This is a genomic window from Colwellia sp. 1_MG-2023 (assembly GCF_030546755.1).
Taxonomy (GTDB): Bacteria; Pseudomonadota; Gammaproteobacteria; order Enterobacterales; family Alteromonadaceae; genus Thalassotalea_H.
This window is the reverse complement of sequence record NZ_JAUOPE010000019.1, coordinates 22904-34926: the sequence shown is the minus strand read 5'-3', so window position 1 is coordinate 34926 and position 12023 is coordinate 22904. Positions and strand designations below refer to the sequence as shown.

At 35.5% G+C, this 12023-nt stretch carries 10 protein-coding genes; 8 read left to right on the top strand and 2 right to left on the bottom strand.

The features are described 5' to 3' along the window. The first annotated feature begins 49 nt into the window (after window positions 1-49). The 5 genes from Q4493_RS17160 to Q4493_RS17140 all read left to right on the top strand — a co-directional run bounded on the left by Q4493_RS17160 (window position 50) and on the right by Q4493_RS17140 (window position 6562). Window positions 50-1345: a dipeptidase gene (locus tag Q4493_RS17160; RefSeq protein WP_303455331.1), complete on the top strand. Its 1296-nt coding sequence runs from the start codon at window positions 50-52 to the stop codon at window positions 1343-1345. A 282-nt stretch (window positions 1346-1627) separates the two neighbouring features. Then, on the top strand, window positions 1628-2416 hold the full coding sequence (gene map, locus Q4493_RS17155; protein ID WP_303455328.1) for a type I methionyl aminopeptidase: 789 nt from the start codon (window positions 1628-1630) through the stop codon (window positions 2414-2416). A gap of 62 nt (window positions 2417-2478) precedes the next feature. Beyond that, on the top strand, window positions 2479-5103 hold the full coding sequence (glnD, locus tag Q4493_RS17150; RefSeq protein WP_303455325.1) for a [protein-PII] uridylyltransferase: 2625 nt from the start codon (window positions 2479-2481) through the stop codon (window positions 5101-5103). Window positions 5104-5133: 30 nt separating this feature from the next. Continuing rightward, window positions 5134-5964: a 2,3,4,5-tetrahydropyridine-2,6-dicarboxylate N-succinyltransferase gene (gene dapD, locus Q4493_RS17145; RefSeq protein ID WP_303455323.1), complete on the top strand. Its 831-nt coding sequence runs from the start codon at window positions 5134-5136 to the stop codon at window positions 5962-5964. A 250-nt stretch (window positions 5965-6214) separates the two neighbouring features. Continuing rightward, a complete protein-coding gene (locus Q4493_RS17140; RefSeq protein WP_303455321.1) occupies window positions 6215-6562 on the top strand; it encodes a hypothetical protein in 348 nt (115 codons plus the stop codon). Between the two features lie 19 nt (window positions 6563-6581). Here the strand turns inward: Q4493_RS17140 and truC are convergent, their stop codons facing one another. Then, window positions 6582-7346, bottom strand: coding sequence for a tRNA pseudouridine(65) synthase TruC (truC, locus tag Q4493_RS17135; RefSeq protein ID WP_303455318.1), 765 nt, complete (start codon window positions 7344-7346; stop codon window positions 6582-6584). Between the two features lie 74 nt (window positions 7347-7420). Here truC and Q4493_RS17130 point away from each other — a divergent pair, with 74 nt between their 5' ends. The 3 genes from Q4493_RS17130 to Q4493_RS17120 all read left to right on the top strand — a co-directional run bounded on the left by Q4493_RS17130 (window position 7421) and on the right by Q4493_RS17120 (window position 10656). Then, the gene (locus tag Q4493_RS17130; RefSeq protein ID WP_303455315.1) at window positions 7421-8449 is read left to right on the top strand and encodes a DUF3549 family protein; all 1029 of its coding nucleotides are present in this window, start codon (window positions 7421-7423) and stop codon (window positions 8447-8449) included. 6 nt (window positions 8450-8455) lie between these two features. Further along, on the top strand, window positions 8456-8755 hold the full coding sequence (locus tag Q4493_RS17125; protein ID WP_303455312.1) for a DUF3301 domain-containing protein: 300 nt from the start codon (window positions 8456-8458) through the stop codon (window positions 8753-8755). 776 nt (window positions 8756-9531) lie between these two features. Then, the gene (locus tag Q4493_RS17120) at window positions 9532-10656 is read left to right on the top strand and encodes a hypothetical protein (protein ID WP_303455310.1); all 1125 of its coding nucleotides are present in this window, start codon (window positions 9532-9534) and stop codon (window positions 10654-10656) included. A 681-nt stretch (window positions 10657-11337) separates the two neighbouring features. Here the strand turns inward: Q4493_RS17120 and Q4493_RS17115 are convergent. After that, window positions 11338-11976: a GNAT family N-acetyltransferase gene (locus Q4493_RS17115; protein WP_303455308.1), complete on the bottom strand. Its 639-nt coding sequence runs from the start codon at window positions 11974-11976 to the stop codon at window positions 11338-11340. Between the last annotated feature and the right edge of the window lie 47 nt (window positions 11977-12023).

The following is a 12023-nucleotide window of genomic DNA, read 5'->3' as shown; positions in this document are numbered from 1 at the left end:
AGAAACAATTTATGCTCACCCATACCGTAAAAAATATCAAGAAAAGACTATGACATTAAAAACTTCTATTTTTGCTTTAACAACATTGTTCATAGCAGGATGTAATACCACCTCTCCTACTTTAACTGTAGAAGAGCAAGCGAGAGTTATTCATAACAAGATTATTGTGTTAGATACTCATCACGATTTCAGCAATGCTAATTTTTCAGAAGATAAAAATTACACCATGCGTTTAAAAAGCCAAGTTAACTTACCTAAAATGCAAGAAGGTGGCTTAGACGTTTCTTGGTTAATTGTTTATACCGGCCAAGGTGAACTTACCCCTAAAGGTTATAAAGCGGCTCATCAAAAAGCCATGGAAAAATTTGCTTCTATTCACCGATTAACGAACGAAATAGCACCCGACAAAATTGAGCTCGCCTTAACGTCAGATGATGTTCGCCGAATATTAAAAAGTGGTAAAAAAGTCGCGATGATCGGTGTTGAAAACGGCTACCCAATTGGTACTGATATCAGTAACGTAAAAAAATTCTATGACTTAGGCGCTCGATATATGTCATTAGCTCATAATGGTCATAGCCAGTTAAGTGATTCAAATACAGGTGATGCAAAGCAAGAATGGTTACATAATGGCTTGAGTGATTTAGGTCGTGAAGTTATCGCAGAAATGAACAAGTGGGGGATCATGATTGATATTTCTCATCCTTCAAAAGCCGCCAATATTGAAATGATTAAACTATCAAAAGCCCCTGTTATCGCTTCTCACTCAGCAAGTAGAGCTATGTATGATCATAGCAGAAACCTTGATGATGAAGAGTTAATGTTACTAAAGGAAAATGGCGGTGTTGTGCAAACGGTTGCCTTTAGATCCTATTTAAATGGCGAGAAATCAAAAGCATTCGCCGTCGCTAAAACCAAAATTTTACAAAAAATAGCGGAAAAAGAAGGTAAAAACATTTTAACTCGTGCACAGCGTAAAGCACTATCCGCTGACGATTTAGATCAGTACTGGGACTTTTATGACCGAGTCAGTCAGTTAGGCGAAACTGAAATAGAAAAAATCAGTCAAACAATTCAACAAGTTAATGTAAGCGATTTCGTTGACCACATTGATTACATGGTAAAGCTTATCGGTATTGATCATGTAGGGATTAGTTCAGATTTTGATGGCGGCGGCGGTGTTAATGGTTGGAATGATGCATCCGAGACTTTTAATGTAACGCTTGAACTCGTCAAAAGAGGTTACAACGAGCAAGAAATTGAGAAGCTGTGGGGCGGTAACTTATTACGTGTTTTAGATGACGTAGAAAACGTTGCCTTAAGCATCCGAAACAAAAGCGAGTAAAGCCCAAAAAAACACTCAAATCACAAACCATATTACCAACAATATGGTTTGTTGATTCACTCAGCACTTTCAGTAATGAAGCTTAGTATTATTTTCTATTCAACAATGAATGCGAAATCTAGGCTAATTCACCCTCTTTATTTTTAATATGCTAAGCCTTATTTATAGAAAATATTAAGATAATGGATAAAACCAAGCTGACACCATTGTCTATCCCAACAAAAAACGGGTAAAATTAATCTACATTACTATTTAAAGAAAACGATCCCTTTTGAGGTATAAATGACCATCGTTATAAAAAATCAGGAAGAAATCGCAAAAATGCGCGTTGCCGGAAAATTAGCCGCTGATGTGCTAGAGATGATTGAACCACATGTAAAAGCTGGCATCACTACGGACGAATTAAATACCCTATGTGCTGACTATACAGAGAAGGTACAAGAGGCTATTTCTGCCCCGTTAAATTATCACGGTTTTCCAAAGTCTATTTGTACTTCTGTCAATCATGTTGTGTGTCACGGTATTCCTAATGATACCCCTCTTGCCGATGGCGACATCATCAATATTGATATTACCGTTATCAAAGATGGTTTTCATGGTGATACCAGTAAAATGTTTTTAATTGGGGATGTTTCTGCTGAGGACAGTCGATTATGTCGCATCACTCAAGAAGCACTTTATGTCGGATTAAAGAAAGTTAAGCCAGGAAATACTTTTGGTGAGATTGGCGCTGCCATTCAAAAGTTCATCAAAAAGTCAGGTCGCTATTCTATTGTTAAAGAATATTGTGGTCATGGTATTGGTAGCGAGTTTCATGAAGAGCCGCAAATTGTACATTATAAAAATAATGACAAAACTAAAATGCAAGAAGGCATGTGTTTCACTATTGAGCCGATGATTAACTTGGGTCGCGCGAATACAATTTTAGATAAAGAAGATAATTGGACCGTGTACACCATAGATGGCAAAAAATCGGCACAATGGGAACATACCATTGTCGTAACAAAAACAGGTTGTGAAATTTTAACCTTACGCAAAGATGATACTATCAGCAGAATTTTGCATAATTAATTTAACTTTACCGTCTGCCCTTTTCAGGCTTTTTATTCGTTTAGCTAAGAGAATATCTGACATTGCATACTCAATCATTAGTACCATTAGAGTTTATTGAATCACTTTCTATCAGTTCTCCACAGATGTCATCAAAAGAGATTTGTCAACTGAACGATGCTTTTCATCAATGGCAAAAAGAGCAATTTGTTATCGATGACATCACGAATATTTTAAACGCACGGGTAGAGTTTGTCGATCAAGTACTCACAAAATTATGGTGTCAGCATAACCTAGATGAATATCAAATTAGCCTTATTGCTGTTGGTGGCTATGGACGAGGTGAACTTCATCCCTTTTCAGACGTAGATATTCTCCTACTCACTCAAGATGAATTAGAAACCGATCTTGAAGAAAAGATATCAGCATTTATCACTCAGCTTTGGGATGTAAAACTAGATATTGGTCATAGTGTTCGAAGTATAAAAGAATGCCTTAAGCAAGCCGTTAACGATGTCACCATTGCCACAAATTTAATGGAAATGCGTCAAGTTTGCGGTAATGAAGCGTTAACACAACACTTACAACCATTACTTAACGAAGATGTATTTTGGACATCAAAAAAATTCTTTGTTGCCAAACGTGAAGAACAACTCGAACGTCATAAACAATACAATGGCGCCGCCTACACACTCGAACCTAATTTAAAAGCAAACCCCGGAGGTTTAAGAGATATACAAACGATTGGCTGGGTTGCCAAGCGCCACTTTCTCGCTGATTCATTAGAAGAATTAGTAGAACATGAATATTTAACTAAAAATGAATACTTTGAATTATTAGAGTGTCAAGATTACTTATGGCGTATGCGCGGCGCTCTGCATTTCATTGCTGGTCGTAGCGAAAATCGATTACTATTTGATTATCAAGCCGATGTTGCAGACATGATGGGCTTTGGTGCTGAAGGAAAAATTGCCGTTGAACGAATGATGAAACGTTTTTTCCGCATTATTGGCCGGGTAGCAGAATTAAATAAAATGTTACTACAATATTTTGAATATGCCATTATTCAAAATAAAGTACACGATAAAACTACGGTCCTTAACGACGATTTTGTTATTCTCGACGGGCAAATCAAAGTAAACAATCATCGTACTTTTATGCGCTCAACGAAAATCATGGAAATGTTTTTGTTGATTGCTGAGCACGAAGAAATTACCGACTTACACCCTAATACGTTGCGTTTAATGAGAAATGCCCGACGCCGATTAGTCTCAGGCATGATGGATTACGAACGGTGTCGACAACTGTTTTTAGAAATCATTAAACACCCTAGAGGCTTAGGTTTACCCTTTACGTTAATGCATCGTCATTCAATTCTTGGCGCATATTTACCTGCATGGCGTAACATCGCGGGACAAATGCAATTTGATCTTTTTCATGCATACTCGGTAGACGAGCACAGTTATCGTTTGATCAAAAATCTCTACCGATTTAATCAAAAAGAACACAATGATGAATTTCCACTTTGTAGTAAAATTGTCCAAAGGATCAGAAAGCCTGAATTGTTATTTTTAGCAGGGATTTTTCATGATATCGCTAAAGGTCGAGGGGGAAGTCACGCTGATTTAGGGGCGATAGACGCATTAGAGTTTAGTAAAGAACATAAATTAAGTGATCACGATGGTCGAATGATCTCTTGGTTAGTTAAGCATCATTTATTAATGTCGGTTACGGCACAACGAAGAGATATATCAGATCCAGAAGTAATCGCTAAGTTTGCCAACGTTGTACGAGATGAAGCTCATTTAGATTACTTATACTGTTTAACCGTTGCTGATATGCGAGCAACCAACGAAAGCTTATGGAATAGTTGGAAAGAAAACTTATTAGAAGAACTGTATAACAGCACCAAACGAGCCTTTAGACGTGGCTTGGAAAAACCGGTTGATTTACGCGCTAAAATACGTGAAAACCAGCAACAAGCTGTAAACTTATTAACAGAAAAAAATATTACTCAAGCTGATATCAAAACCATTTGGTCACAGTTTAAAGCGGATTATTTTTTACGCTATGCTCCTGAGCAAATAGTTTGGCATACCGAGCATATCCTCAAGCATAACAAAGATAAACCTTTGGTATTAATTAGCCCATTTCCTTATCGAGGTGGCACTGAAGTATTTGTTTACACGAAAGACAAAGCAAATATCTTTGTTAATATCGTGTCTTTATTAGGCTCTAAATGTTTTTCTATTCATGATGCAAAAATTATCAGTAGTAAAACAGGCTATACAGCCAATACTTTTGTTATTTTAGATCAACAAGGCAATGCAATTGACGATAAATATCGCGCATTAGAATTAACCGAATCATTAACAACGGTATTAGAAAGTAATGCACCTGTTATTAAGTTTAAACCTATCTCAAATAGGCTTAAGCAATTTCATGTGCCAACAAAAGTAAGCTTTATAGAAACAAAGTCAAAGAAAAATACTTTATTGGAAATTACCTCGTTAGACAGACCAGGGTTATTAGCGCAGTTTGCTAATGTATTCCAAGAATGTAAACTACATATCCATTCCGCCAAAATAACCACTTTCGGTGAAAAAGTAGAAGATATGTTTATTGTTTCTACACTCGATGAAAAAGCATTAACAGCCGAAGAACAAAAAATATTATCAACCAAGTTGTGTAATGACACAGCAATGTAACCTTTTATTTTAAGCTATTTAGGAAAAAATATGTCTGAATTACAAAATATCATTGAACAAGCGTTTGATGATCGTATGAACATTAGTCCAGCAACCGTAAGCACTGAAGTAAAAAATGCGGTACTAGATGCCCTTGCTGCACTAAATGATGGCTCAGCCCGCGTCGCTGAAAAAATTGCTGGCGAATGGGTTGTGCATCAATGGCTTAAAAAAGCGGTATTGTTGTCATTTCGTATTTGGGATAATGAAGTGATTGATGGCGCTGAAAGTACTTTCTTTGATAAAGTTCCTATGAAATATAGCGATTATACTCAAGAAATGTTTGAAGCAGATGGCGTAAGAGTTGTTCCTGGCGCTTCGGTAAGAACTGGTAGTTATATTGGCAAGAACGTTGTGGTTATGCCCAGCTTCGTCAATATTGGCGCTTATGTTGATGAAGGTTGTATGGTTGATGGTTGGGCAACGGTTGGCTCTTGTGCACAAATAGGTAAAAACGTACATTTATCTGGTGGTGTAGGCATTGGTGGTGTGTTAGAACCATTACAAGCAGGCCCTACTATTATCGAAGACAATTGTTTTATCGGCGCTCGTTCAGAAATTGTTGAAGGAGTTGTTGTTGAAGAAGGCGCGGTTATTTCTATGGGTGTTTATATTGGACAAAGCACGCGTATCTTTGATCGTGAAACCGGTGAGGTTCATTATGGCAGAGTACCTGCGGGCTCAGTTGTCGTTCCAGGAAACCTTCCGTCTAAATGCGGTACATATAGTTTATATGCTGCAATAATTGTTAAAAAAGTAGACGCAAAAACGCGTGCTAAAGTTGGCATAAACGCACTACTTCGTTCGGTTTCTGATGAGTAATCACTGCGTATGATTTGCGAAATAACGCTAGTGTGATGCTAGCGTTATTTTTTTGACGGTTTAAAAAATAACGTTCAACTTTTCAAAACATCATGCTACTTCATTACATATTCCAACCAATTACACCTGATTAGTTTTATATATACTTCAATAACTTACAATACAAAATAATAATAAGCACTACTTTATTTATATTTTGGCATACCGCTTGCGATATCACTATTGTCATGAACAAATAATCGCGTGCTATATGAAAAAACTAACATACTTAATACTATTTTTTGTACTTTTTACTGCTATCGGTTGTAGCAGTACTAAAACGGTTCAATATCAAGCTATCGAGAAAAAACCGTTAGTGTCAGATCACTATTTAATGATGTCATTATTAAATAGACCCGTAACAGAAGATCAGAAATTAATGTTAGCTTTTGCACAAGTGCAAGATGAATATCAACAGCAGTTAGCACCAGTTTTTGTTAATGCTGTAATGATCACCGGTAATAAAGACGAACAGTCTTCTCTTCAGCGTCCTACTTCTATCTATAGCAGTCTGATCGCTGAAGATATTAATGCTATCCGAATGAGTGGTCCTTATTAATCACTTACTTAAATCTTGATTAAGCCGTGTTTTCAATGTCATCTCTCAACCATGACAACTGCTCAAAAACATCTTGCCATTGTTGATCAAACTGACAAGTAATGGTGAGCAAGTTTTGGTGAATGGGGTGGGTAAACGTTAACGACTTTGCAATGAGCATTAATCGTTTAAAACCGAAATGTTGTATGAAAAATGGGTTTTGTTTGTTATCGCCATAATTTATATCACCAATAATAGGATGACGTAAATGAGCTAAATGTCGGCGAATTTGATGCCTTCTTCCGGTTTCAGGTAATAACTTAAGTAAACTATAGCGAACACTGTCATATCGACCTAAAGATATTGGCAAGCTTGCATGAGCGACTGCTTGATACTGAGTAACAGCACTCTGCGCTTCTTTATCCGGATTTACATGTTTATCACCTAATTTATCTAACTTTTCTTTTAAGGGATAATCAATAATATCTTCACCGTATAAATGCCCTCTAGTTAGTGCGAAATACGTTTTTTGAATGGTTTTATTCGTAAAGGCGTGCCCCATTAGACGAGCCACCTCTTCAGTTAAAGCAAATAATAAAACCCCAGAAGTAGGTCTATCTAATCGATGTAATGGATAAACATATTGCCCGACCATATCCCGCACTAGTTGTAAGGCAAAATATATCTCGTCTTTATCCATAAAACTACGGTGAACAAAAAGTCCAGGAGGCTTATCGATTGCGACTAAGTATTCATCTTGATAAAGAATGGTTAACTCTGGCTTTTCAGTAATAATAACGGACAATTTTTTCTAACGATAATGGAGTTTAGTTTCCATTATCTCTATAATGCCGCCATTATTCGATAGTTAATTTACTTATGACGACCATTGCTTCTATTTCCGAACTTTTGACTCTTTCAAAATGCCAATTTCGTGTTTACGATCTAGGAAGAAAAATTGATAAATTATCTAAAGAAACATTTAATAAAGTAGAGCTTAACCAACTCCCCTATCCATCTCCTTTCCAAGGTCATGCACATTTAGCCATTGCGTTTTGGCAGAAACAATCACCACAACCGTTTTTATGGTTTGTAAAACTACCTTTAGATGAGAGAGGTTTATTGAATCAAGGTGCAAGGAACCACTTTGTCGCGATAATTGTGGAAGCACTTGGCGCTGATTTATCCGTAGATCCCACAGAAAAACAAGAAGAACTATTAAAAAGCAATCCTTATATATTCACTCCGTCACAATATAAATTGGCAATGTTAAATAGTTTAATTTCATGCGATTTAAAAGCGCCAGCTAGCCAACATTATCAAAGTTTCAAAGATTACTTAACTGAACAAAACTGGCTGAAATGGCAGGAAATAGGCGTACAAGGTATCACTGATTTTGTCGCGAGAATTGAAGATAAAGGCCATGATGAATTAATCGCAAACGCATTAGCTAGTCTTCCTTTTGAAGTATTGAGTCCGTTATGCGGTGCCCTAGAGAATAAGCCGTTATCGCTGAAAATTATTGAGTCTTTGCTTAATTTATTATCAAATACTGATACAGAAAGTCCAGAAAAACAACAAATGCTATTGCGCAGTTTAGCTTCATCTACTCAACACCCATTAGTCGATAGTTATTTTGTCAATTTATTAAAAAAAGCACCATTAGCTACTGATTTATTAATTTGTATTTCAGGTAGATGTTGGTCAGCGTTAAGCAATGAAAAACGTGTTATGCAATTTTTAGAGCATTTAGTTGCTAAAAATAATGCAGAGCTATTTACGGCTATCTTTAAAGATTTAGTTGCAATCCCTACTATTCGTCCGATATTGTTTCAATGTATGAGAAGCACAGAACGCAGTGAAACGCTTTCTCTTGCAATCGGGCAATTGTTTACTTCACAGAGTTAAAAATTAATGGAAAACATTTATATCTTATTAGCGGTATGTTTAGCTTTTTGGTATTTTATTTACTTAAGAAAAGTGGCTGAATTTGCCCGTTTACATATTAATAAATACTGCGAAAAAGAAAAACTGCAATATTTAAGTATCGCCCGAAAATCAAGTCGTTTACGTTTTAATAAGCGACTAGGCATATATTGGCTCAGTATTTTTGAATTCGAATTTAGTGGTGATGGTGAGTCAATGTATACAGGAAAAGTATCTTTGCAAAATTATAAATTGCTTAATATTGATATACCGGCATATCGCATTTAGTCAGCATTTTATCAAACGATTACCCTACTAAATTAACACAGCTCAAACGCACAAAAAGAAAAAGCGACAATAGTCGCTTTTTCTTTTTGGTTAGGTACTTCCTGTTCCATTATTCGCTCTGAGCCTTCCTGGCTTTAATTCCTTTTACTTATTCCTTTACTTAGATAAACCATTCCTTAGTTCAAACAATGGATATTTCCTTGATTCAACTTCCTGTTGAACAATACATAATAAATTATGTACATTTATCCTTAGTGAACATCTTGTTCGACATTGTTTGGTATAAACATCCTTTGTTTATTTTTCCTTTATCAAATCAACTTTGTTGATTACTATTCTCGAGCTTTACAAAGATAAATGCCTTCCTTTGCTTATCTTTGTTTTGGTTTTCCATAACCATTGTCTTCCTGACAAGTTAAAGTGTAGCAACTACCACGCTGTATTTAAGTAAAGATAAAACAAAATTCACCATTTATTTTGTAGGACTTAAGTACAAATCAAATTTTATGTTTAAATTTTAGTGACTTAGAATAATAAATTTTATAATAACTTACGCCGCTAGTTATCTAACTGACACGAATATTGACAATGTCTTACAAGGATATTTGTTAAACTCCTAATAAGATAAACAAGGCAAATTTAACGATATATTCCCTGACATTTATCAATAAAACGATTACCCTATCCCATTATGTAATCCAATTTTGTTTAGTTATTACGCTTTCATAGGGAAAGAGTTAATTAAGCGTAAACCTTTTTATTTTCTTGGAGCTTTCGTGTTTTTTTTACAGTCATTATTTTGCTGGGTTGGTGCAGATAACCGATATCGTTTTTCACTTATCGTTGCTTTCAATTTTTTGTTTTTTATTGTATTTAGTGGCATTTTTCATACGTCATTTATTCTCAGCTGTTTTATCTTAATAATATCTACAGCTGCCTTAACCTGCACAATTAAACGTCGACTTAACGATGCAAAATTGACCAAAAACTGGCTTTATACTCCTTCAATAACATTTGCAATTATAGGTTTGGTAATTATCAGCTTTAATCATCAAGCTCTGTACTGGTTAATACTTCTGCCTGCGGCCTTATCTAGTATTTTATTAACTTATCCTGGTCGAAATAATACCCAATATAATTACGGTTACATTGGCCCTATTAACTTATCCTCCGAAAGAAGCCCAACAAATAGAAGCCAAAGAATTGAACCAACTCTGACCAATCAACATCACCTTCAATATACAGAAAGTGCTAATAGTTTCAGTTATCACAATTCACAAGCAGATCAAGAACCATCTTATGATGAACAAGCAACGACAAAGCATTCAGCTCAAGATATTGGTGAGCTGATCAGAGAAAAACTTTTAAACAATCAAAATAGTAAATACGTCATTTTAGGTTTAGTGGCTATTATCTTGATTGCGATGATCACTAGTTTTATTTTATCTTTGACCACGTCAACTGAGCTTTCAACTTCACCTTCAACACACGATAAAGCGATCAAAACAAATGACACACAACTTATAGTGAATGAGCGTACCAATAAAATCACTTTACCTGATGATTTTTCATTAATGACAACCCCTTTTAATGGTTTGATTGTTCACTGGCAAGCCGATAATTCAAACGAATTACAATTATGGGATATTACACAAGCAACAGGTGATAACAGCTGTCGAAGTATCACGTTTAATAATAATGATAGTTATCGAACAACAAGGGTTTACGTTGAAAATACGAATGAATACATTGCTGAGTTTTCTCCGCTAGACACGAAGGAGATACTGAAAGACATAGCAATAAGAAGCCGCTTTTCATTATGCGGATATTCATTTTCGTTGAAAGGTAGTCAAGCAACTTTAGGTAAAAATAGTTTTTATGCTGAATTAATAACACAATAATTTTTGTTATTTAACAATAAGCAAAAATAAAAAATGCGGCTCTAAGAGCCGCATTTCTTTAACTAGCTTAATGCATCCTGCATAATTTAGTTTCCCGCATTTTCATCCTTAAATGACTATCCTTAGCCTTTCCTTACTTAACAAATCCTTTGAGGTCCTAAAGTCCATTTAAATAGCATCGTCCTGAGCTATATTTGTCGTCCTTACGCGTCATCCAAACGCTCTTCCTTGACAAGTACATCCTTATAAAATCCTTTCGACTCCTGTCGATGACTTTATCCTTAAGTCTCCCGTTATTATCCTTAATAAGCTAACCTAAGCTTGAGAACTTCATGTCCTTTGTCTTCCTGACATGATTAATATTACGCGCAAACAGAAACTTTCGTAGTGTTAAAAATAAAATAAATAAATATTGAAACACAACCAAAATACGAATTAACAATTAAAACATTTATAAACAAGCACTTAAGATATGTATTTAACAATTAAGTAACAATAAAGACATAATATCTTACGAGAATGTGAGAGATGTCTTACAAAATATTAAGAAGGAGTCTTAACGTGAGGAGCACAGAGAATATAATGTAGAAAACGGTTATCAGATAAAAGCATACTGTTATGTAATAAAAGACATGAGGAATACCAATTCGTAACTTAGGTTTTCCTCATTTAAGGTATTATTTATTTTCGATAATGAATCATTAATGAGCCTGAAACATTACCTACATCAACATTCTTTATAAATTCATAATCGACGGCTTTAAAAAATTCTTGATATTTTTTTGATGTTGCATAAACCGCGACTCCTTCACTCGTAGAATATTCATCAAGTAATGTGTTAACTGCAGCCATTAAGTAATGTCCAAAACCATGATGTTGATGAAGAGGATGAATAGCAATAAAAGAAAGAAAATGAAATTCTTTCATTGGCACAGCATCAAGTACTTTTTCTTCTTTTTCTATCATTTGCTTAGTGCTGAAATATCCCGCCCCAAGTAACATTTTCAATCGCCAATGCCAAAATCTATCTGCCGCCACACCTGTTTTCCGGCTATTCAAACACGCTACACCTACCATAGTGTCGCCTAAATACAAGCCGATAATGGGTTGCTGAGCTTGCCAGAACGCATTCAGCTCTTCTCTGATAGAAGAACGCAAACGTTGCTCATAATCACTTTTTTCACTATTGAAAATCTCTAAAAAAACGGGATCATCATGATATGCTTGATAGAGCAAAGACACCGCAAGCTTGAGATCTTCAGCAGAAATATAAGCCGCTCTAATATCTTCTTTTGTTGCATTAGTTGCTGTTTGTGACATTCATTATCCTCTTATAGTTATGATAGGAATCTCATAACAATAACAGG

Coding starts and splice junctions, on each gene's coding strand:
- Q4493_RS17160 (WP_303455331.1), top strand. CDS start 50: ATGACATTAAAAACTTCTATTTTTGCTTTAACAACATTGTTCATAGCA.
- map (WP_303455328.1), top strand. CDS start 1,628: ATGACCATCGTTATAAAAAATCAGGAAGAAATCGCAAAAATGCGCGTT.
- dapD (WP_303455323.1), top strand. CDS start 5,134: ATGTCTGAATTACAAAATATCATTGAACAAGCGTTTGATGATCGTATG.
- Q4493_RS17140 (WP_303455321.1), top strand. CDS start 6,215: ATGAAAAAACTAACATACTTAATACTATTTTTTGTACTTTTTACTGCT.
- Q4493_RS17130 (WP_303455315.1), top strand. CDS start 7,421: ATGACGACCATTGCTTCTATTTCCGAACTTTTGACTCTTTCAAAATGC.
- Q4493_RS17125 (WP_303455312.1), top strand. CDS start 8,456: ATGGAAAACATTTATATCTTATTAGCGGTATGTTTAGCTTTTTGGTAT.
- Q4493_RS17115 (WP_303455308.1), bottom strand. CDS start 11,976: ATGTCACAAACAGCAACTAATGCAACAAAAGAAGATATTAGAGCGGCT.